Consider the following 22424-nt stretch of genomic DNA (forward strand, 5'->3'; position numbering starts at 1 on the left):
ACCGGAACGACCTCGGGCGTCCCCGGCACCCCGGGCACCCCACGGGTCCTGCGGGCCATGAACGACCGCGCCGCGCTCGGGCTGCTCCTGGAGCACGGCCCCCTGTCCCGGAGCAGGATCGGCAAGCTGACGGGGCTGTCCAAGCCCACGGCGTCGCAGTTGCTGGTACGCCTAGAAGCGGCGGGGCTCGTCGTCGCCACCGGCACCACCGCGGGCCGCCCCGGCCCCGGCGCACAGCTCTACACGGTCAATCCGCGCGCCGGCTTCGCCGCCGGGCTCGACGTGTCCCCGCGGCGCATCCGGGCCGCCGTCGCCGACCTCACCGGCACGGTCGTCGGCGAGTACGAGCTGGCGACCGGCCGCGTCCGGGCGGCCGGGGCCGTACAGCAGGTCACGGAAGCCCTCGACACCGCCGCCGGAGCCGCCGGGCTGGCCCTCTCCGGCATCCACCGGCTGGTCATCGGCACCCCGGGCGCCTTCGACCCGTCCACCGGACAGCTGCGGTACGCCTCCCATCTGCCCGGCTGGCACTCCACGACCCTGCTCGACGAACTGGCCGCCGCACTGCCCATGCCCTTCGAGCTGGAGAACGACGTCAATCTCGTCGCGGTCGCCGAACAGCGGCTGGGCGCGGCCCGCGGCCACAACGACTTCGTCCTGCTGTGGAACGAGGAGGGCCTCGGCGGCGCCGTGGTCATCGGCGGGAGGCTGCACCGCGGATTCACCGGCGGGGCGGGAGAGGTCGGCTTCCTCCCGGTTCCCGGCACCCCCCTGATCCGGCAGGTCACCCGGGCCAACAGCGGCGGCTTCCAGGAGCTGGCCGGTGCACAGGAGCTGCCGAAACTGGCGCGCAAGCTCGGTGTCCCACCCGTCGGCAGCGGCCACTACACCGAGGTCGCGCCCCAGTTGGTGGCACGTGCGGGCGCGGCGGAGGACGGCCCGTACCGTGCCCTGCTGGAGACCTACGCGACCGCCCTGGCCACCGGTCTCGCCTCCGTCGTCGCCGTCCTCGACCCGGAACTGGTCGTCCTGGCGGGCGAGGCCATCACCTCCGGCGGCGAACCGCTGCGCGCCCGGGTCCAGGCGGAGCTGACCGAGCTGGCCGCGCCCCGGCCGAAGCTGGTCATGACCGCCGTACCCGAACGGCCCGTGCTGCGCGGGGCGCTGGAGAGCGCGCTGGCGGCCACCCGCGACGACGTCTTCGACACCTCGGCCCGCTGAAGCCCGCCAAAGCCCGCCAAAGCCCGCAGAAGCCCACCGAACCCGTCCGCCCTCGTCTCCGTACCCCCTCCCCCTCTCCCCACGGACAGCCCGACCCCCCTTGTTCAGGCCGACCGCCCCAAGGAGACCTCGCCATGTTCCGTACGGACAACACCACCAGCCACTCCCCTCACAACACCCCTCGCAGCCGGGGCGCCACCCTCCTCGCCGTCGCCGCAGCCCTGGCCCTGCTCACCGCGGGCTGTACCGGATCGAACGACTCCGCGGCGGATGACGACCCCCGGGCCAAGACCACCCTCACCCTCTGGCACGGCTGGTCGGCACCCGCCGAGGTCAAGGCCATCGAGGACAACGTGAAGCGCTTCGAGGACAGACACCCCAACATCACGGTGAAGACCGTCAAGAACATGACGGACGCGAAGATCCAGCAGGCGCTGCGGGCGGGCGGCTCCCAGGCGCCGGACGTGATCGCGTCCTTCACCACCGACAGCGTCGGGAAGTTCTGCGACACCGGCGCCCTCGTCGACCTCGGTCCGTTTCTGAAGAAGGCGGAGATCGACGCGGCGAAGGTGTTTCACCAGCCGCTCCTCGACTACACCCGGTTCGACGGCAACCAGTGCGCCCTGCCGCTGCTCAACGACGCCTACGGCCTCTACTACAACAAGGACGCCTTCAAGAAGGCCGGGATCACCGCGCCGCCGAAGACCTGGAGCGAGTTCGAGCAGATCGCGAAGAAGCTCACCCGCCACCGCGGCGACGGCTACGAGCAACTGGGCTTCATGCCGAACTACCACGGCTACGAGACCACGTCGATGCACTACGCGGCCCAGTGGTCCCCGACGTACTTCGACGCCAACGGAAAGTCGAACGTCGCCAAGGACCCGGCCTTCGCGAAGATGATGACCTTCCAGAAGCGGCTGGTGGACTCCCTCGGCGGATTCGCGAAACTGGAGAAGTACCGGAATACCTTCGGCGACGAATGGGGCGCCGAACACCCCTTCCACACCGGCCGTGTCGCCATGCAGCTCGACGGCGAATGGCGGCTCGGCATGGCCGAGGACGCCGGTGTCGACTTCGAGATCGGTACGGCTCCGCTGCCGGTCGCCGACGAACTGGCCGCCGACTACGGAATGGGCTACCTCTCCGGCACGATCATGGGTATCGCGGCCACCAGCAAAAAGCAGAACGCGGCCTGGGAACTGGTGAAGTACATGACCACGGACACCGCCGCGGTGGTCGCCTTCGCCAACGGGATCCGCAATATCCCCTCCACCGTCGAGGCCCTGGAATCCCCCGATCTCCGCTTCGACCCGAGGTTCAGGACGTTCGTCGACATAGCGAAGCACCCGAAGTCGAGCACCACGCCCGCGCAGGTCGACGGCGGCGCCTACCAGGTCACCTTCCAGGACCTCGGCTACCGCTACGAATCCGGGAAGGTGAAGGATCTGCAGGCCGGTCTGGCCGAAACGGCCCGGCAGATCGACGTCGACATCGAGAAGCAGAAGTAGCGGCGGACCGGGCCCGGATGACCACCTACACCCTGCGCTCGAAGCGCCGCAGATCGGCGCTCCGCACCGTCGCCTTCCTGTCGCCCTGGCTCATCGGCTTCGGGCTGTTCTTCGCCTATCCGCTGGTCTCGACCGTCTACTTCTCCTTTATGAAGTACGACGGATTCCGCCCGCCCGTCCCCAACGGAGTGGAGAACTGGACCTATGTCTTCACCGAATACCGGCTGTTCTGGCCCGCACTGCGGAACACGCTCTGGCTGGTCGTCGTCATGGTCGGCTGCCGGGTGGTGTTCGGGCTGGGCATCGGACTGCTGGTGATCCGGATAAAGAGCGGCGGCGGAGTGTTCCGTACCCTCTTCTATCTGCCGTATCTCGCCCCGCCGGTCGCCGCGACACTGGCTTTCGTCTTTCTGCTCAACCCCGGTACGGGTCCGGTGAATTCCGTTCTGGAGTCCCTGGGCCTGCCCGCCCCCGGCTGGTTCACCGACCCCGACTGGTCCCGGCCCGCGCTCACCGCGCTGGCGCTCTGGGGCATCGGCGATCTGATGGTGATCTTCATGGCGGCGCTGCTGGACGTACCAAAGGAGCAGTACGAGGCGGCCGAACTGGACGGCGCCTCGGCCTTCGGCCGGTTCCGCCACATCACCCTGCCGCATATCTCCCCGATCGTGCTGTTCGCCGTGGTCACCGGGGTCATCCAGACGATGCAGTACTACACGCAGCCGCTGGTGGCCGGGAAGGTCGCGTCCGGGATCATCGGCGGCAGCGGGCAGCAGTTCGAGCCCGGCTATCCCGAGAAGTCCACCCTCACCCTCCCCCAGCTCGTCTACGACATCGGCTTCCAGCGCTTCGACTACGGTTCGGCTGCCGTCGTCGCGCTCGTCCTGTTCGCGCTGTCGATGCTCTTCACCGTCGTGCTGATGCGCCGCAGCAGCGGACTGATCGGGCCGGGTGACTGAGATGGCAGCCACTCACCGGGGCGGCCGGCCCACAACCGCCGCCCGCGCGGCCCGGCGCCGTGCCGTACTCCACTGGATAGGCGTCCACGCACTCGCCGTCGCCGCCGCGCTCTTCTTCGTCCTGCCGTTCGTCTTCGTCCTGCTGACCTCTCTGATGAGCGACCAGCAGGCACTGACCCGGGACCTGGTCCCGCGCACCTGGCAGTGGGAGAACTACACCCGGGTCCTCGACACACCCGGCTTCCTCACCTGGTGGCGCAACACCCTGCTCTACGCCGGGCTGGGCACCGTACTGACCGTGGTGTCGTCGATCCCGGTGGCCTACGCACTGGCCAAGTTCCGCTTCCGCGGACGGCGGCTCGCGATGATGCTGGTGATCTCCATGATGATGCTGCCACCACAGGTGATCATCATTCCGATGTATCTGTTCTGGGCGAAGGAAATGGACCTGGCGGGCACTCTGTGGCCGCTGATCGTCCCGATGGCGTTCGGTGACGCCTTCTCCGTCTTCCTGCTGCGGCAGTTCCTGCTGACCGTCCCCGACGAGTATCTGGACGCGGCACGGGTCGACGGCTGCGGGGAGGTGCGGACCCTGCTCAAGGTGGTCCTGCCGATGGCGAAGCCCGGTATCGCCGCCGTCGCGCTGTTCCAGTTCTTCTACGCCTGGAACGACTACTTCGGCCCCCAGATCTACGCCTCCGAGAACCCGGCCGCCTGGACGCTCAGCTACGGCCTCGAATCGTTCAAGGGCGCACACCATACCGACTGGAATCTGACCATGGCCGCAACCGTGCTGGTCATGGCACCCGTGATCCTCGTCTTCTTCTTCGCCCAGCGGGCGTTCGTCGAGGGAGTCACACTGACCGGAGTGAAGGGCTAGGAAACGTATGAAACTGGCAGTCGTGGGTGGCGGATCCACCTATACACCGGAGCTGATCGACGGATTCGCCCGGCTGCGGGACACGCTCCCGATCAGCGAACTGGTCCTCGTCGACCCGGCGGCGGACCGTCTGGAGCTGGTGGGCGGACTGGCCCGGCGGATCTTCGCCAAGCAGGGACACGGCGGACGGATCACCACCACCGCGGATCTGGACGCGGGCGTCGAAGGCGCCGACGCCGTCCTGCTCCAGCTGCGGATCGGCGGGCAGGAGGCCCGGCTCCAGGACGAGACCTGGCCGCTGGAGTGCGGCTGCGTCGGCCAGGAGACCACGGGCGCGGGCGGACTGGCGAAGGCGCTGCGCACGGTACCCGTCGTCCTCGACATCGCGGAGCGGGTCCGCCGCGCCAACCCGGACGCGTGGATCATCGACTTCACCAATCCCGTGGGGATCGTCACCCGGGCGCTGCTGACGGCCGGGCACAAGGCCGTCGGGCTCTGCAACGTCGCCATCGGATTCCAGCGCAAGTTCGCGAAACTGCTGGACGTCACGCCTTCAGAGGTCCATCTCGACCATATCGGGCTCAACCATCTGACCTGGGAGACCGGGGTCCGGATCGGCGGTCCCGACGGCGAGGACCGGCTGCCGGAGCTGATCGCCGCCCACGGCGAGGCGATCGCCGGCGATCTGCGGCTGCCGCGGGCGCTGCTGGACCGGCTCGGCACGGTCCCCTCGTACTATCTGCGCTACTTCTACGCCCACGACGAGGTCGTCGAGGAGCTGCGGACCAAGCCGTCCCGGGCCGCCGAGGTCGCCGAGATGGAACGGCAGCTGCTGACGATGTACGGGGATCCCTCGCTGGACACCAAGCCGGAACTGCTCGCCAAGCGCGGCGGCGCCTACTACTCGGAGGCGGCGGTCGATCTGGCCGCGGCCCTGCTGGGCGGCGCGGGCAGCCCGTACCAGGTCGTCAACACCACCAACAACGGGACGCTGCCCTTCCTGCCGGACGACGCGGTCGTCGAGGTCCAGGCCGCTGTCGGGGCCAAGGGGGCAGCGCCGCTGCCGGTGCCGCGGGTCGATCCGCTGTACGCGGGGCTGATCGCGAACGTGACGGCGTACGAGGACCTCGCGCTGGACGCGGCGCTGCGCGGCGGCCGGGAGCGGGTGTTCCGGGCCCTGCTCGCGCACCCGCTGATCGGCCAGTACACCTACGCCGAGCAGCTCACCGACAAGCTGATCGCGCACAACCGGGAGCATCTGGCGTGGGCGTGACCGCAGCGGTCCTCGCGATCGACGCGGGCAACAGCAAGACCGACGCCGTCTTCGTCGGAGCGGACGGTTCGGTGCTCGGATCGGCCCGGGCTGCGGTGGGCTTCCAGCCTCCGAAGGTCGGCGTCGTCGCCGCCGTGGAGGCGTTGGCGGGCACCGTGGCGGCGGCGCGGGAGGCCGCGGCCACGGCGGGCCGGCCCGTCGACCGGGTCGAGCACGTCTCGGCATGTCTCGCCAACGCCGATCTGCCGGTGGAGGAAGAGGAGCTGACGGCAGCGCTGCACGCCCGGGGCTGGGGGCGTACGACGGTGGTGCGCAACGATACGTTCGCGCTGCTGCGCGCCGCGGTGGACGAGCCGCGGGGCGTCGCGGTCGTCTGCGGCGCGGGCATCAACTGCGTCGGCATGCTCCCGGACGGGCGGACCGCCCGCTTCCCCGCCATCGGCAAGATCTCCGGCGACTGGGGCGGGGGGCTCGGTCTCGCCGAGGAGTCCCTGTGGAACGCCGCCCGCGCGGAGGACGGCAGGGGCATGCACACGGCCCTGGCCCGGACACTGCCGGAGCACTTCGGGCTCGGCTCGATGGCCGCGCTGATCGAAGCGCTGCACCGGCGGACGATTCCGTACGCGCGGGTGCACGAGCTGACCCCGGTCCTCTTCGCCACCAGTGCGCAGGGGGACCCGGTGGCCATGGGGCTGGTCCAGCGGCTCGCGGACGAGGTCGTCACGATGGCCGCGGTGACGCTGGAGCGGCTGGGGCTGCTGGACGACGAGGTGCCGGTGGTGCTGGGCGGGAGCGTGCTCGCGGCCCGGCACCCCGAACTGGAGGCCCGGATCGCCGAGTCGCTGGCGGTGAGGGCGCCGAAGGCGGGGCTGCGCTGGCTGACGGCGCCGCCGGTGCTCGGTGCGGTCCTGCTGGGGCTCGACGGGGTGGGGGCGCCGCCGGAGGCGGGGGCGCGGATCCGCGGGCATTACGGGGTGTGAGGAGCGCCCTGGGGTCCCGGGAGCTTCCCGGGACCCCTGGTGTACGTCCCCGGCGTCCGGCCGGTGGCAGGGTTGCGGCCCCCGGGGAGTACGGGGTGAAACACCGTTGGCGTGGTGTCGCCATTTCCCGTTCCGGGGCCGGGGGGAGGGAACCGGGGGCGGACCGCGAGCGTATTCACGATGAGATACGGCGCCGGGGGCGGCGGGCAGGCCGTCCGGCCGGTTCGGCGTCCGATGGGCGGGAAGGCCGGGAGCGGCTCCGGTGGACAGGAAGGCCGGAAGCGGCTCTCCTGTGCAAGATCGAGTCAAGGCTGCTGTGCGCAGCGGCCATCGCCGCCATACTTCTCGCCATGGGGGTCGGCCCCACCCGCCGGGGGGCGGGACGCCGTCAGCGACCGAGGGGGAGGTCACGTGACACACCCGCCGGACGTGCGCACCGCGCATCCGTCGGCTCCCGCGTCCGCGCCCGGATCCGGACCCGCCGGACCCGTTCCGCCGGGCCCGGTGCCGGATCCCCGGCCGGGGCCCGAAGGCGGGCTCGTCACGGGACCGATGGGCGCCGCGGAGGCGATGGCGAGGCTGCGTGCGGCGGCGACGACCGAGCCGGGGAAGCTGCGGATCGTCGGAGCGGTGCTGGCCGCCCTGGTGATCGCCTTCGGCGCGGTCACCGCGATGGAAGTGTCCGACCGGGCCGCCGCCGCCGACGACGTCGTCAGCCGCAGTCAGCCGCTGAGCGCCGACGCGGCCCTGGTCTACCGCTCTCTCGCCGATGCCGACACCGCCGCGTCCAGCGGTTTCCTCGCGGGCGCCGCCGCGGAACCGCGGGCCGTCCGGGACCGGTACGAGAAGGACATCACCCTCGCCTCCCGGCTGCTGGTCAAGGCCGCCACGCACACGGACGCCGACAGCGAGTCGGGTCTCCAGATCCGCAGGCTCAACGAACAGCTCCCGGTCTACACGGGCTATGTGGAGACCGCCCGCTCCTACAACCGCCAGGGCAAACCGCTGGGCGGCGCCTATCTGCGGTTCGCCAACGAGCGGATGACGAAGGTCCTGCTCCCCGCCGCCCAGAAGCTGTACGACGCGGAGACGGCCCGGCTGGACCGCGACGACGACGCCGCCACTGCCTGGCCGCTGTTCGCCCTCCTCGCCGGGGTCGTCGCGCTCGGCGCCCTCGGGGTGGCCCAGCGGCGCAACTATCTCCGTACCAACCGGGTCTTCAACCAGGGGCTGCTGGCCGCCACGGCCGCGTCCACGGTCCTGCTGCTGTGGCTCGTCGCCGCGCACACGGTGGCCTCGTCGCAGCTCGGCGAGGCGCGCACCAGCGGGCAGAACTCCCTGCAGGCGCTCAACGAAGCGCGGATCGGTTCACTGAAGGCCCGCGCCAACGAGAACCTCGTCCTGGTCGCCCGGGGCGCGGTCCTCACCGACGACGGCAAGAACGACAAGTACGAGACGGAGTACCGGGAGAACATGGGCGTCCTGGCCGACGCGCTCGGGCGGGCCCACCGGCTGGCCGACGATGCCCGGGGGACCGCCCCGCTGGACGCGGCGGCCAAGAGCCTCGACACCTGGCAGACCCGGCACGAGCAGGCCGGCCGGACCGACCGGGCCGGTGACTACGAGGGTGCGCTGACGAAGGTCATCGGCGGCAAGGGGTCGACGGGCGAGTCGTTCGACGAGGTGGACGCCGCGCTGGACCGGGCCCTGGCGCACGAGCAGCGGGAGTTCACCCGGGCCGCGGAGAACGGCCGGGGCGCCTTCGGGCTGCTGCCCGTGGGCGCAGCCGGGCTCGGCGTGCTGGCCGCGCTGGGCGCGGTCCTCGGGATCAACCGCAGACTGTCGGAGTACCGGTGAGAGGGGGCGTGATGAACGACTCCGGCGGGGACGGGACCGCTGCCGCGACGAGGCGTCCCACCCCCCGGGGCTGGGGCGGGGTGGCCGCGATGGCCGCCGTCTGTGCCCTGGCCGCCGGGACGCTGATCCCGCTGTCCCGGGACGCGGGGAGCGCGATCGCCGCTCCGGACGCACCGGATCCGGCGGGCGGGGTGACCCGGGTGGCCCCGGCCACCACCGAACCGTGCGAGTCCCCCGAGGCCTCCCTGCCGCCGTCCGCCGACGACGGCCCGACCATCGACGCCATCAAGAAGCGCGGCCATCTGATCGTCGGTGTCGACCAGAACAGCTACCGCTGGGGCTACCGCGATCCGGCGACCGGGGCCATCGCGGGCTTCGACATCGACCTGGCACGGGCGATCGCGGTGAACATCTTCGGCAGCAAGAAGAACGCCGTGGTGTTCCGGGCCATCCCCACCAACCAGCGGATACCCGCCCTGAACAACGGCACGGTGGACATCGTGGTCCGCACGATGACCATCAACTGCGCCCGGATCCGGCAGGTCGCCTTCTCCACCGCCTACTTCCAGGCCGGGCAGCAGATCCTCGCGTCCAAAAGCTCCCCCATCAGCGGGTACAACGCCACCCTCAAGGGCAAGCGGGTCTGCTCGGCGGAGGGCTCCACGGCCTATGAGGCGCTGGAGAAGAACGCGTTCGGCTCGGTCTTCAAGGACGCGGGCGACGGCCGCCCGGACGACGAGGACATCCTGACCGTCCCCAATCAGCTCGACTGTCTCGTCCGGCTCCAGCAGGGACTGGTGGACGCGGTCCTCACGGACAACGCCCTCGCCGCCGGCCAGGCCGCCCAGGACCCGGCGGTCGAGCTGAAGGGCGACAAACCGTTCACCACCGAGTACTACGGCGTGGCCACCAAGCTCGGCAAGGACGATCTGGTGCGCCGGATCAACCACGTACTGGAGGAGTACCGCAAGGGCGAATGGACCCTCGCCTACCAGAAGTGGCTGAAGGCCGATCTGCCCGAGATATCCGGGCCGCCCGCTCCCAAGTACCGCACCGGCTGACCGCGGCAGAGACGAAAGAGGTGATGGATGGGCGTCGCTGGATCCCTTTCCGGCCCGGGGGGCGGTCCTCCGGGACCGGTGATGGACCGGGACGAGATCGACCGCGCCCTGGCCCGGCTCGGCGCCGAGCACGAAGCGATCGAATCGTCCCTGCTCGCCCTCCAGGACCATGCCGGACGCCGGCTCCTCGAAGGCGCCGAGCTGACCGGGGTGACCCGGGACCGGTGGGCCGCGGCCGAGCAGTCGATCGCCCTGCTCTGGGGGTACTTCGATGCCTACTCGGCCGCGCTGACCGGGATCCGGGACGTCAGGGCCCGGCGGCGCTGGTCCAGCCGGGAGGATCTCGCGGAGCTCACCGAGCGGCTGCGCGGCCCCAGTGTGACCGTGGCGAACCCGGCCACGACCGGTGCGGCGAACGGCCCCGCGGCGCTTTCGGTGACCGGGCCCGCGAAGCTCTCCGAGCGGTTCACCCTCGAAGGGCTGGTGGCCCGGATGAACGAGCTGTACGCGGGCTCCCTCGACATGGTGGTGACGGCGGACGCGGTGTGGTCGGCCCTGCCCGCCCGGATCGACCTGCTCTCCGCCGAACTCCAGCGCACCCGCACCCTGGCGCACTCGGTCGGGGTGCGCCCCGGGGAGCATCCTTCGGGCGACGACCTGGAGTCGATCACCCATGAGCTGACCACCCTGCGGGCCCAGGTGATCTCCGATCCGCTGGCGTTCTGGCGTCCCGCACGGGGGAGTTCGGCGCCCGGCGGGGGCCGCCCCGACACCGACCGCTACGACCGGGCGGCCCGGGCCCTGGAGGACGTCCGCCGGGAGATCGAAGCGGTGCTCGGGGTCCGGCAGGACTCGGAGGAGCGGCTGATCAAACTGCGGTCCATGCTCTCCCGGGCCGACCGCACCCTGAGCGAGGCCCGGGCGGCCCGCGGCGAGGTGCTGGCGAAGATCGCGGCCAGCGAGGTGCCGGCGGTCAGCGGGCCGCCGATCGCGCTCCAGGAGCGGCTGGCCACCGCCGCCGAGTACCGCAGGCACTCCCAGTGGCACCGGCTCTCGCCCCTGCTGGAGTCCCTGGAGCAGGAGGCGGAGGACGAACTGCACCGGGCCCGCGAGTCGCTGACGGCGGTGACCGCCCCGCTCGCGGTCCGGGCCGAACTGCGCGGCCGGCTCGACGCCTACCGGGCGAAGATGGCACGGCACGGGCTCGCGGAGGACCCGGTACTGATCGAACGGTACGACGCGGCCCGCCGGATGCTGTGGAGCGCGCCCTGCGATCTGCGGGTCGCCGAGCAGGCGGTGCTGCGCTATCAGCGGGCCGCGGCGGAGGCACTGACGCCAACGGAGCCCGGAGGGACCGGCTCCGCCGACCGCAGGGGGGACACGTGAGCGGAAACGGAAACGGCGGGACGGGTGCGGCCCCGGGGGCCTGCCAGCGGCCCGGCTGCGAGGGGCGCTACGACGACGTCGGCGGCGGCGAACTCTACTGCGACACCTGCGGTCTGGCGCCCGTCGTGGCGGCCGGCCGGGGCAGCGCCCGCGCGGGCGGCTCGTCCGGTGCCACGGGCGCCAAGGGGTCGGTGAACTCCGGGGGTTCGGGGCGGTCCGGCCGGTCGTCCCGGTCGTCCCGGTCGGCGCGATCCGCCCGGTCGGCGCGCTCCTCCGTATCGAAGCGGTCGGTCTCGGGGCGGCTCTCCCGCTCTCTCGCCGGGTCGAGTACGTCGAGCATGTCGAGTGCGTCGCTGCGATCCGTGTCGGTCCGCTCCAGCGGCTCCGCCACCCGGGGCTCCGCCCGCAACCGGCTGGGCGCCGGTCTGGTGTCCGTTCCGGAGGTGCCGCGGCCCGAACCGCGGTCCGCGATGATGTCCGAGCCCGAGGTGCCGGAGCGCAAGCGGTTCTGTTCCCGTTCGGACTGCGGTGCCCCGGTGGGCCGGTCCCGCGGCGACCGCCCCGGGCGTACGGAGGGCTTCTGCACCTCCTGCGGCCATCCGTACTCCTTCGTCCCCAAGCTCCAGCCGGGCGATATCGTCCGCGGACAGTACGAGGTCGTGGGCTGCCTCGCCCACGGCGGCCTGGGGTGGATCTACCTCGCCATCGACCGCGCCGTCGCCGACCGCTGGGTGGTGCTCAAGGGCCTGCTCGACACCGGCGACCAGGACGCCATGGAAGCGGCGATCTCCGAGCGGCGCTTCCTCGCCGAGATCGAACACGCCAACATCGTCCGTATCTACAACTTCGTCGAGCACCTCGACCAGCGCACCGGCTCCCTCGACGGCTACATCGTCATGGAGTACGTCGGCGGCAAATCCCTCAAGGAGATCGCCAACGACCGGCGGGACACGGGCGGGCGCCGCGATCCACTGCCGGTCGAACAGGCCTGCGCCTACGGCATCGAGGCGCTGGAGGCCCTCGGCCATCTCCACAGCCGCAATCTGCTCTACTGCGACTTCAAGGTCGACAACGCCATCCAGCAGCACGACCAGTTGAAGCTGATCGACATGGGCGCGGTCCGCCGGATGGACGACGACGAGTCGGCGATCTACGGCACCGTGGGCTACCAGGCCCCCGAGGTGCCCGAGGTCGGCCCCTCCGTCGCCTCCGACCTGTACACGGTCGCCCGCACCCTCGCCGTGCTGACCATCGACTTCACCGGCTACACCAATGTGTACGCGGACTCCCTGCCCGATCCGGAGAAGGTAGAGGTCTTCCGGACCTACGAATCCTTCTACCGGCTGCTGGTGCGGGCGACCGACCCGGATCCGGCCCGGCGGTTCTCCTCGGCGGAGGAGATGGCGGAGCAGCTGACGGGTGTGCTGCGGGAGGTGGTGGCCATCCAGACCGGCCGGCCGCGTCCGGCGCTCTCCACCCTGTTCGGGCCCGAGGTGAAGGTCACCGACGCACAGATCTTCACCGAATCCCCCGACGACGTCTCGCGGTTGGGCGCCCGTCCGGCGCCCCGCGGGTTCCTCGGTCTCTCGGCGGGGGGCCGGAGGCCCGCACCGACCGGGGCCCGGCTGACGATCCCGGCACAGGCGTCCGGCCCGCCCGCCCTCCAGAGCCCGAGCGCGGGCCTCGGCGTTTCGGGGCCGGGTGCGGCCGGGGCGCCGGGCCGGCTCGCCCCGCACCTCCTCCCGCTGGACACCGCGGCGGTCGCGCTGGCCCTGCCGGTCCCCCGGGTCGACCAGAACGACCCCAACGCCGGTTTCCTCGCCGGGCTGCTCACCGCGGCCCCCGCCGAACTGATCGCCGCCCTGACGACCGCGCCCGCCGCCTCGTGCGAGACCGGACTGCGGGAGGTGCGGGCCCGGCTGGAAATGGGCGACCGGGCGACCGCGGTCACCGTGCTCCAACAGCTGGAGCAGCGCTTCGGCGACGACTGGCGGGTCATCTGGTACCGCGGGCTGACGTCCCTGGTGACGGGCGACAAGGAGGCGGCGGCGCTCTCCTTCGACGCGGTGTACGACGCGTTTCCCGGCGAGCCCGCGCCCAAGCTGGCCCTGGGCATCTGCGCCGAGGTGCTCGGCCAGCTCGACAACGCCGCCGAGTACTACCGTCTGGTGTGGGCGACCGATCCCGGCTATGTCAGCGCCGCGTTCGGCCTGGCGCGGGTGCAGCTCGCCGCCGGGGACCGGGCCGGTGCCGTACGGACCCTGGAATCGGTGCCGGAGGCGTCGATCCACTACACGGCGGCGCGGGTCGCCGCCGTCCGGGCGCGGCTGCGCCGCCGCCTTCCGCAGGAGGAGCTGACGGCCGATCTGACGGCCGCCTCGGAGCAGGTGACGGCATTGCGGGAGTTCGGTCTGGACGCGGTCCGCCGGGAGTTGCTCACCACCGAGGTACTCGGCACGGCCCTGGACTGGGTACTCTCCGGTAGTCCCGGAGCACCGTCCGCCGATTCGGGCGCCGCAGGTTCGGCTCCGTCCGGCGGCGCACCCCGTGCGCTGCTCGGCAGCCCGCTCGACGAACGGGGCCTCCGCTTCGGGCTGGAACGCTCCTACCGGGTACTCGCCCGGCTCGCCCAGCGGGGCGAGGAGCGCATGGACCTGGTGGAGCGTGCCAACCGCTTCCGCCCCCGGACGTGGGTGTGATCAATGCCGTCGCAGAAACTTCAGCAGGCCGGGGGCGCCTTCTGCCCCGGCTGCGGCGAACCGGTGGAGTCCGACGACCGCTTCTGCGGCCGCTGCGGAACCGAGCTCCCGGCCGTCGGAGGGACGGTGCCGCCGCCCTCCGGCGACCGTCCGACCCTCGCCATCGGTACGCCGCTCCCGGCGCCGTCCGCCGCACCGGCTCCGCCCGTACCGGCCGCGCCACCCGCTCCGCCGACCCCTGTCGTACCACCGGGTCCGCCCGGGGTCGCTCGTCCGGGTGAGCCCGGGGCGGGCGGGGCGCAGGAGCAGCCGCGCTCCCGGATCTCGGCCCTCGCCGATCCGAGCGGCCCGGCGCCCGCCGGGGCCCACTCCCCCGCCCCGGCCGTCCGTCACGACCAGCGGGCCGCCGCCTCCGGTGCGGCCGTGGGGCATTCCCGTACGGAGCCGTCGTTCGGTCCCTCCGCGGCCGGGCACACCCCGGTCACCGAGGTGTCCGAAAGGCCCGCGGGCGCCACGGCGTACACGATCGGTACGGCCCGTCTCGGCCCGTCCGCCGTGGACCCGGCCAACGCCGCGCATGCCGGAAACACCAGAAACACCGGAGACGCCGGAGACGCTGCGGGCTCCGGGGATTTCGCGCTCCAGCGACCCGCGCCGCAGACCCCGGCCGGTCCGCCCGCTCCGCAGACCCCGGCCCCCGGGGCGCAGGGGCAGGGGCCGGAGGTGCCCGGGGCCGCCCCGGATCCGCGGACCGCCGGACCCGCCCCCGGGGGCAGCGGCGGAAAGCTGTGCGTGGCGTGCCGCGCCGGACGGGTGGACACCGACGGCTACTGCGAGAACTGCGGCCATGCCCAGCCGCGTGAACGGGACCATATGGAACAGGAGCTGGATGCGGTCGCCGCGGTCAGCGACCGCGGACTGCGCCACCACCGCAACGAGGACGCGTTCGCCGTCTCGGCCACCGCCCTGCCGGACGGTTCGCCCGCGGTCGTCGCGATCGTCTGCGACGGCGTCTCCTCGGCCACCCGGCCCGACGAGGCGTCACAGGCCGCCGCCCGGGCCGCCTGCGATGTGCTGGTGGCATCCCTGCCGCGGGGTACGCATCCCCAGCAGGCCATGCGGGACGCCATCGTCGCCGCCGCGGCCGCCGTGAACGCCCTCGCCGCCCCGGCCGGGGGCGGTGACGCCCTCGGACAGGACGCGCACCCCCAGCAGAACGCCCCCGCGTGCACCATCGTCGGCGCGGTTGCGGCGGGCGAGCTGCTGATCGTGGGCTGGGTCGGCGACAGCCGGGTCTACTGGGTGCCCGACGACCGTTCGGGCCCCGCCGCCCGGCTCACCGAAGACGATTCATGGGCGGCGCAGATGGTGGCGGCGGGCCTGATGAACGAGGCCGAGGCGTACGCGGACGAGCGCGCCCATGCGATCACCGGCTGGCTGGGCGCCGACGCGTACGAACTGGACCCGCACACCGCCGCGTTCAAGCCGGACCGGCCCGGTGTGGTCGTGGTCTGCACGGACGGTCTGTGGAACTACGCCGAGTCGCCGGACGAGATGGCCCGTGCGGTGCCGTCCGATGCCGCCCGGTGGCCGCTGCGCAGCGCCCGGGCCCTGGTCGGACACGCCCTCGACGGCGGCGGCCACGACAATGTGACGGTGGCGGTCCTGCCGTTCGCCGTGGCACGGCAGGGGGGTGGCCGGTCCTGAGCGCATCCGTGTGCGCACCGGTGCGTCCGCGGCCGTGACCGCCGGGCGTGCCCCGCCCGGCCCACCGCCCGTCTCTCGACGGAGCCGTCGTCATCATCCCCGCAACACCGTCCGATCCGTTCCGTGTTGGAGTGCGCGCAAGGAGCCGCCCCGATGGCCAATTTCGCCAAGTCGCAGGTGCCCAGGTTCTCCGTCGACGTCTACCAGAACGAGTTCCTCCCCGAGGGCGGCCGCGAGGTCAGCGCGATCGTCACGGTCACCTCGACCGGTGGTGGCACCAGCGGCGGCGCGCCGCTGGTGCCACCACCGGCCTCGGCTTCACCGGCCGGTATCCCCGCCGCCGCCCCGTCCGCCGCCGTCGTGATCATGGTCGACTGTTCGGGTTCGATGGACTATCCGCCGCAGAAGATGCGCAATGCGCGCGATGCGACGGCCGCCGCGATCGACACCCTGCGGGACGGCACCGAGTTCGCCGTCGTCGCCGGAACACATATCGCCCGGCAGGTCTATCCGGAGAGCGGCGGTCTCGCGGTGGCCGGGCCGGGCACCCGGGCCGATGCCCGTAACGCGCTGCGGAGGCTGTCCGCGGGCGGCGGTACGGCGATCGGCACCTGGCTGCGGCTCGCGGACGAGCTGTTCGCCGGTGCCCGGGCCCGAATACGCCACGGCATCCTGCTGACCGACGGCCGCAACGAACACGAGTCCCCGGCGGAGCTGCACGGGGCGCTGGAGTCGGTGGCGGCACGGTTCACCTGCGACGCCCGGGGCGTGGGCACCGACTGGGAGGTGAAGGAGGTCACGGGTATCGCCTCCGCTCTCCTCGGTACGGCGGACATCGTCGCCGATCCCGCCCATCTCGCGGCCGATTTCACCGCCATGATGGAGAACGCGATGGGCAAGGAGGTCGCGGACGTCTCCCTGCGGGTGTGGACGCCGGTCGGGGTCGAGTTCGTCTTCGTCAAGCAGGTGGCGCCGACGGTGGAGGACCTCACCGCCCGGCGCACCGAGGCGGGTCCGCGGGCCGGGGACTATCCCACCGGCTCCTGGGGCGACGAATCGCGGGACTATCACATCTGCGTACGGGTCCCCGAGGCCGGTATCGGGCAGGAGATGCTGGCGGCCCGGGTCTCGCTGATCGTCCCGGCGGGCGACGGCGGCTCCCCTCAGGTCCTTTCGCAGGGGCTGGTCCGGGCCGTGTGGACGGACGATCTGGCGTCGTCCACCGCGATCAACCCGCAGGTCGCCCACTACACGGGACAGGCCGAACTGGCCCAGGTCATCCAGCAGGGGCTGGATGCCCGCAAGTCGGGAGATATCGACGGTGCCACGGCGAAACTGGGGCGTGCCGTCCAGTTGGCCGAGGCGTCCGGAAACGCGGACACTGCGAAACTCCTTTCGAAGGTGGTGGACGTGGTCGATGCGGCGACGGGTACTGTGCGACTGAAAGCAAAGGTCGCCGACGCCGACGAGATGACCCTCGAAACGCGCTCGACGAAGACGGTTCGCGTCAAGAAGTAGCCGCGTACCACCGCCACGACGGATGAAGCAGCGGCCCTCGGGCCGGACAGGAGAGGGGGAGGCGCCTCCATGCCGACCTGCCCGAACGGACACCAGTCGGGTTCCGACGACTGGTGCGAGGTCTGTGGCCACCGCATGGCCGGCCCCGGCGCTCCCACGGGGGGCGCGGTGCCTCCTCCGCCGCCCCCGGGGTACGGATTCCCGGGCCCCGGCGGCAGCTTCGCGGGACCCGGCGACCCGAACGCCACCGCGCACGCCGAGCTGTGCCCCCAGTGCCGTACGCCCCGTGAGGCCAACGCGCCTTTCTGCGAGGAGTGCCGCTACAACTTCCTGACCAACACGGCGACGTCGTACACCCCGGTGGCGACCGGGCCGCGGCCCGGTCCGAACCTCCCCGCGGGGTTCACCAACCAGCCCGGACCGCCGCAGCCGGGCCCCGGTGGCCCGCAGGCGACCGGCTCGGCCGGGATTCCGGGCTTCCCCGGCGGTCCCGGGGGCGGCCCGCAGGGTCCGGGCGGTCCCGGCCTCCAGGGTCCCGGCAGCGGCCACGACCCCTTCGACTACCAGAGTTCGCGCCCGTCGCAGCTCAACCGCCCGGCGGAGCCGCTGCAGGAGGCGCCCGGCCACGGCCACCAGGCGCCGCCCCCGCCGCCGGGTTTCCCGGGGGCCCAGCAGCAGCAGTTCCCCGGCGGTCCCGATCCGCGCGGTTTCCCGGGGTCCGGGGGTCCGGCCGGTCCGCCGCCCGGTTTCCCGGGGGTCCAGCAGCCCGGGCCCCCGGCGCAGCAGCAGCCCGGAGCGGGGTCCGCTGCGCCCGGCGCCGGTGCGCCGCCCGTCGACGACTGGCCGCTGAGCCCGCCGTCGCCCACGCCGCAGGGCCCCCCGCCGGGCTCGTACCAGCCCCCGGCGCCGCCTCCCTACGGCGGCCCGCAGGGTCCCGGCGGGCAGGTCCCCGGCCACCCGGGCGTGCCCGCGCCGGGCGGCCCCGGACCCGGGCAGCACCAGTCGCCGCCCACCGCGTCCGGCGGCTACACCGCGCCCGGTACCTGGACCGCGGTCATCGGTCCGGACCGCGACTACTTCATGGCGATGATGCAGCGCAGCGGCCCGGACGCCGGCAGCCTCAATCTGCCCGCGTACTCCCCCGAGCAGCGGCTGCCGCTGACCGGGAACCAGATCACCATCGGACGGCGCCGCCAGTCGACCGGCGAATCGCCCGATATCGACCTGTCGGTGCCGCCGGAGGATCCGGGTGTCTCGCACAAGCACGCCGTGCTGGTGCAGCAGTCCGACGGTTCCTGGGCGGTCGTCGACCAGAACTCCACCAACGGCACCACGCTCAACGGCGCCGAGGAACCGATACAGCCGTATGTCCCCGTGCCGCTGAACGACGGCGACCGGGTCCATGTCGGAGCCTGGACGACGATCACCATCCACCAGGGCTGAACCACGACCGTCCGGTACGGGTCCGTCCCGTACCGGACCTGTCTTCGGCTCAGGCGGTCGCGCCCTCCCCGAGGGGCCAGACGTACGGTCCCCCGGGGTCGTCCAGCCATGCCCACTGGAGGCGTTCGCCGACCGTGATCCCGAACCGGTCGCGGCGCGGCCGGCGCTCCCGCTGCCACAGGGACAGCGCTTCGTGCGGGTCGAGGCTGCCCGCCGTCAGCGCCAGCAGGAAGCGGAAGAGTTCGTTCTCGACCGCGGGGCGGGGCAGACCCCGGGGCCGCAGCACCGGAGCGCCGCCCGCGCCCCGCAGGGGGACGAAGAAGGCCGGGGTGCGCAGAAAACGGCCCTCCGCGAACCGGCCCCGGGCATCGTCGCGCACCCGCAGTACGACGAGACCGGTGGAGACCGGGGCAACGATCCGGGCGTCCGGCCGGCACTGGGCGAGCCACTCGTGGGGAATCACGGGCAGCGTGCAGGTGGCCACGATCCGGTCGAAGGGCGCCCGCCCGGGTACCCCCCGGGTCCCGTCGCCGGTCACCACCGCCGGCCGGTAGCCCGCGGCCGCCAGATGGGCCCGGGCGGATTCGGTGATCTCCGGGTCGAGATCGACAGTGGTGACCCGCTCGTCGCCGAGCCGGTGGCAGAGCAGGGCGGCGTTGTAGCCGCTGCCCGCGCCGATCTCCAGCACCCGGTCCCCGTACCGCACCTCCAGCGCGTCCAGCATCCGCGCCATCAGCGACGGCTGGCTGCTGGAGGAGAGCAGCGCGCCGTCGCGGACCCGGGTGGCCAGCGGTCCGTCCGTATAGGCACCGCGCAGCCAGCGCTCCCGGCGTACGGGGTCGGGGTCCTCGCCCCACAGCCGCTCCCAGCCGCCGGGGCGGCCGGGGCGCGCGGGCACCGGGACGTAGTAGTACGGGACGAACAGATGCCGGGGCACCTCCTCGAAGGCGAGCCGCCATGCGGGGTCCCGCAGCCCGCCGTCGGCGACGATCGCGTCCACCAGGGCGCGGCGGGATTCGTCGGCGGGTTCGGTGTACCGCTGCGGAAGGGTCCCCATGCCCTCCACTGTGCTGCGCGGCCGGTCCCGACGCGAGCACCACGGCCGGGAGGACCGGGACGGGTCCTAGGACCCCGGTCCTGGTCCCGGTCATCTGAGACGATGGACGGGTGAACGAGATTCCGCGGGGCACCCTTCAGGAGCAGACCTTCTACGAGCAGGTCGGCGGCGAGCCGACCTTCCGCCGTCTTGTTCACCGTTTCTACGAGGGCGTCGCGGACGATCCGCTGCTGCGTCCGATGTATCCGGAGGAGGACCTCGGCCCGGCCGAGGAGCGGTTCGCGCTCTTCCTGATGCAGTACTGGGGCGGCCCTCGCACCTACAGCGAGAACCGCGGCCATCCGCGGCTGCGGATGCGGCATGCGCCGTTCCGGGTCGACCGGGCGGCGCACGACGCCTGGCTGAGGCATATGCGGGCGGCGGTGGAGGAGCTGGAGCTGGCGCCGGAGCACGCGACGCAGCTCTGGAACTACATGACGTACGCCGCCGCCTCGATGATCAACTCCGAGGGCTGACGGGCGGCCTCCGGCCCAGTCCCGTCACGCAGGCACCCGCAGGCACCCGCAGGCCACACGTATCACGAGCATCACCCGCACCGCTCACCGCGGGTCGCCGGGCGGCTCCGCCGGGTCATCGGGGCGTACGGGGGCCGGTCCCGCGCCGTCCGCAGGTACGACCGGGGGCGGTGACGGGCCCGCAGGTCAGCCCGGGTATCCCAGTTGCCGGGAGAGCAGGCCGGCGACGGCCACCACCCGTTCCGCGATCTCCGGCAGCAGTTCGGCCCGGAGCCGGTAAGCGGGGCCGGAGACGCTCAGCGCGCCCGCGACCGCGCCATCGTGGCAACGTACCGGCGCGGCCACCGCGTTGAGACCGGTCTCCAGCTCCTCGACGGCGATCGCGTACCCCCGTTCGACCGTCTCGTCGAGCAGCCGCGCGAGCAGCGCGGGCGAGGTGACGGTATGCGGCGTGTAGGCGGTCGGCCCGGCGGCGTACACCCGCTCCCTGACCGCCGCCGGTGCGTGGGCGAGGAGCACCTTGCCGCTGGAGGTGGCGTGCAGCGGGGTGCGGCGGCCTATCCAGTTGTACGAGGTCACCGACGCGGCGCCCCTGGCCTGGGCGACATTGACGGCCGCGTCGTCGTCGAGGACCGCCACGTTGACCGTGTCCCCGATCTCGTCGGCCAGTGCCCGGCAGAGCGGCGCGGACTCCTGGGCGATGTCGAGGCGTCCGGCGGCCGCGCCCGCGAGCCGGAGCAGGCCAGCGCCGAGGCTGTACTTGCCGCGTTCCCGCGCCTGGGTCACCAGGCCCCGGTTCTCCAGGGCACCGAGGAGGCGGAAGGCGGTCGACTTGTGGACCCCGAGCTCATCGGCGATCTCGGTGACTCCGGCCTCGCCGTGCCGGGCCAGGCTCTCCAGAACGCTCACCGCCCGGTCCACCGACTGCACCGCGGCGGCGCCCCGGTCCGTCGTCGTCATCCTTCGTCCACCCCCGTGCCCCCTGTGCTCGTCTCGCCGGATGCGCCGTCGCCGTACGCGCCCCGCTGCCGTTCCGTACGCCCCTGACCGGCGCCGGGCGCCGTACCGCGCACGCCGCGGCGGGTCCGTACGGCGCGTCTGCCCGCGTGCGCCGGGCTCAACCGCTTCGGGTCGGGGTGAGGCCGAGTGCCCCGAGACCGGGGCCGCCGGGCCCGCCCGTGCGGAGCGCGACGGAACCGAAGGGGGTACGGAGCCGGAGCCACGAACCGGGGGCGGCCAGCAGCGCCACGGGGGCGCCGGGGCGCAGGAAGCCGAGGGAGTGCGCGGCGTGCACGGCGCGCAGCGGCAGGCGTACTCCGGGGAGTTCCCGGGACCAGATCTCCCGGCCGATGCGGTCGCGCTCGGCGCGGGTGCGGTGTTCGGGGGGCAGTTGTTCGTCGCGGCGGCGGAACTCGGCGACGGCGGCGGCGACGACGGCCCGCATTTCGGCGACCCCGGGGAGACCGGGCAGTTCGCTCCAGCCGCCGCGGGGCGGCAGGACCCCGGCCCACGGCGGGCCGGTGACGGGTGCGGGCAGGGTGAAGCCGGAGCCGTCGATGCAGTCGAGCAGTTCACCGGCGGAGACGGTGGTGTCGAGGGCGACCGGGGAGCCGAGCCGGGCGGTGCGGACCGCGAGCACCTCGAAGGAGGGCGGGCGGCCGAAGACCGCGAGATGGGGCTGCGGGCGGCCGCCGGGTTCGCCGGCCTGGACCCGGACGGCGGCGGCCCGGTCGTAGTGGAGCAGCCGGGCGAGGAAGGCGGTGAGGTCGTCCGCTTCCCGGGCGTCGGCGAGGTGGAGGCTCTGCACGGACACGCTCATGCGACCAATGCGCCTTCGTCGGCCCCTTCCAGATACTGCTGGAGGTGGGTGCGCTCCTCGGCACTGATCCGGCGCGGGCGGCCGGCTTCGAGGTCGTAGGGGACGACGACGGTGGAGGCGCGGACATAGACCTGCGAGGCGCCTTCGGCGTCCTTGACCTCGTAGGAGATGGTCAGGGACGCGGCGCCGAGCCGGGTCACCCAGGATTCGACGATCACCGGTTCGTGTCGGTGGACCAGCGGCCGCACGTAGTCGATCTCGTGGCGGGCCACCACCGAACCCCCGGAGAAGGAGGGGGAGCCGTCGCCGGGCCGGAGCCGGAACATGAAGTCGATCCGCGCCTCTTCCAGATAGCGGAGGAAGACGACGTTGTTGACGTGCCCGAAGGCGTCCATGTCGGACCAGCGGAGGGGACAGCGGTAGATGTGCCGGGCCATGGGTGACGGTTCCCGCTTTCTCTGTCTGCTCGTGCTCTCTGTTTCACGGAGCCGCGGCCGCGCGGACCGGAACGGTCGTGCGGCCGCGGCTCCCGGAGCGGGCC

The 22424-nt window shown here is 72.7% G+C and carries 18 protein-coding genes; 14 read left to right on the top strand and 4 right to left on the bottom strand.

Annotated features, from left to right (window positions below; genetic code table 11):
- Positions 1 to 57 precede the first annotated feature (57 nt).
- The 13 genes from B7R87_RS09450 (at position 58) to B7R87_RS09515 (ending at position 18492) form a co-directional block, all read left to right on the top strand.
- On the top strand, positions 58 to 1221 hold the full coding sequence (locus tag B7R87_RS09450) for an ROK family transcriptional regulator (RefSeq protein ID WP_045853081.1): 1164 nt from the start codon (positions 58 to 60) through the stop codon (positions 1219 to 1221).
- 134 nt (positions 1222 to 1355) lie between these two features.
- Complete coding sequence (locus B7R87_RS09455; protein WP_006349267.1) at positions 1356 to 2729, top strand: ABC transporter substrate-binding protein; 1374 nt, start codon at positions 1356 to 1358, stop codon at positions 2727 to 2729.
- A gap of 17 nt (positions 2730 to 2746) precedes the next feature.
- On the top strand, positions 2747 to 3688 hold the full coding sequence (locus B7R87_RS09460) for a carbohydrate ABC transporter permease (RefSeq protein WP_006349266.1): 942 nt from the start codon (positions 2747 to 2749) through the stop codon (positions 3686 to 3688).
- A 1-nt stretch (position 3689) separates the two neighbouring features.
- Positions 3690 to 4568 (top strand): carbohydrate ABC transporter permease, encoded by an 879-nt coding sequence (locus B7R87_RS09465; protein WP_006349265.1) that lies wholly within the window; start codon positions 3690 to 3692, stop codon positions 4566 to 4568.
- A 7-nt stretch (positions 4569 to 4575) separates the two neighbouring features.
- A complete protein-coding gene (locus B7R87_RS09470) occupies positions 4576 to 5841 on the top strand; it encodes a 6-phospho-beta-glucosidase (protein ID WP_006349264.1) in 1266 nt (421 codons plus the stop codon).
- Positions 5832 to 6821 carry an N-acetylglucosamine kinase gene (locus tag B7R87_RS09475; protein ID WP_006349263.1) on the top strand — a complete coding sequence of 330 codons (990 nt, stop codon included), beginning with the start codon at positions 5832 to 5834 and terminating at the stop codon, positions 6819 to 6821. Before B7R87_RS09470 ends, B7R87_RS09475 begins: the two co-directional genes overlap by 10 nt.
- 411 nt (positions 6822 to 7232) lie before the next feature.
- On the top strand, positions 7233 to 8678 hold the full coding sequence (locus tag B7R87_RS09480) for a hypothetical protein (protein WP_006349262.1): 1446 nt from the start codon (positions 7233 to 7235) through the stop codon (positions 8676 to 8678).
- 11 nt (positions 8679 to 8689) lie between these two features.
- Positions 8690 to 9739 (top strand): glutamate ABC transporter substrate-binding protein, encoded by a 1050-nt coding sequence (locus B7R87_RS09485; protein WP_006349261.1) that lies wholly within the window; start codon positions 8690 to 8692, stop codon positions 9737 to 9739.
- Positions 9740 to 9766: 27 nt separating this feature from the next.
- Positions 9767 to 11125: a hypothetical protein gene (locus B7R87_RS09490; protein ID WP_078902358.1), complete on the top strand. Its 1359-nt coding sequence runs from the start codon at positions 9767 to 9769 to the stop codon at positions 11123 to 11125.
- Complete coding sequence (locus tag B7R87_RS09495) at positions 11122 to 13824, top strand: serine/threonine-protein kinase (RefSeq protein WP_130584610.1); 2703 nt, start codon at positions 11122 to 11124, stop codon at positions 13822 to 13824. The genes B7R87_RS09490 and B7R87_RS09495 overlap by 4 nt, the downstream gene beginning before the upstream one ends.
- 3 nt (positions 13825 to 13827) lie before the next feature.
- Positions 13828 to 15531 carry a PP2C family serine/threonine-protein phosphatase gene (locus B7R87_RS33085; protein WP_187144566.1) on the top strand — a complete coding sequence of 568 codons (1704 nt, stop codon included), beginning with the start codon at positions 13828 to 13830 and terminating at the stop codon, positions 15529 to 15531.
- 153 nt (positions 15532 to 15684) lie between these two features.
- Positions 15685 to 17049 (top strand): vWA domain-containing protein, encoded by a 1365-nt coding sequence (locus B7R87_RS09510; protein ID WP_006349256.1) that lies wholly within the window; start codon positions 15685 to 15687, stop codon positions 17047 to 17049.
- Between the two features lie 69 nt (positions 17050 to 17118).
- On the top strand, positions 17119 to 18492 hold the full coding sequence (locus tag B7R87_RS09515; protein WP_130584611.1) for an FHA domain-containing protein: 1374 nt from the start codon (positions 17119 to 17121) through the stop codon (positions 18490 to 18492).
- Between the two features lie 49 nt (positions 18493 to 18541).
- Here B7R87_RS09515 and B7R87_RS09520 read toward each other — a convergent pair whose 3' ends face one another.
- Positions 18542 to 19549, bottom strand: a complete 1008-nt coding sequence (locus tag B7R87_RS09520) for a methyltransferase domain-containing protein (protein WP_006349253.1) — start codon at positions 19547 to 19549, stop codon at positions 18542 to 18544.
- Between the two features lie 110 nt (positions 19550 to 19659).
- On the opposite strand from B7R87_RS09520, the gene B7R87_RS09525 reads away from it, so the two are divergent.
- Entirely contained in the window at positions 19660 to 20064 is a 405-nt protein-coding gene (locus tag B7R87_RS09525; RefSeq protein WP_006349252.1) for a globin, read from the top strand.
- Positions 20065 to 20250: 186 nt separating this feature from the next.
- Here B7R87_RS09525 and B7R87_RS09530 read toward each other — a convergent pair whose 3' ends face one another.
- From B7R87_RS09530 to B7R87_RS09540, 3 genes are all read right to left on the bottom strand, one after another.
- On the bottom strand, positions 20251 to 21024 hold the full coding sequence (locus B7R87_RS09530) for an IclR family transcriptional regulator (protein WP_006349251.1): 774 nt from the start codon (positions 21022 to 21024) through the stop codon (positions 20251 to 20253).
- 157 nt (positions 21025 to 21181) lie between these two features.
- Positions 21182 to 21883 carry a hypothetical protein gene (locus B7R87_RS09535; RefSeq protein ID WP_006349250.1) on the bottom strand — a complete coding sequence of 234 codons (702 nt, stop codon included), beginning with the start codon at positions 21881 to 21883 and terminating at the stop codon, positions 21182 to 21184.
- Positions 21880 to 22320 carry an acyl-CoA thioesterase gene (locus B7R87_RS09540; protein WP_006349249.1) on the bottom strand — a complete coding sequence of 147 codons (441 nt, stop codon included), beginning with the start codon at positions 22318 to 22320 and terminating at the stop codon, positions 21880 to 21882. Before B7R87_RS09540 ends, B7R87_RS09535 begins: the two co-directional genes overlap by 4 nt.
- Positions 22321 to 22424: the final 104 nt, after the last annotated feature.

The sequence above is a fragment of the Streptomyces tsukubensis genome (assembly GCF_003932715.1).
Taxonomy (GTDB): domain Bacteria; phylum Actinomycetota; class Actinomycetes; order Streptomycetales; family Streptomycetaceae; genus Streptomyces; species Streptomyces tsukubensis.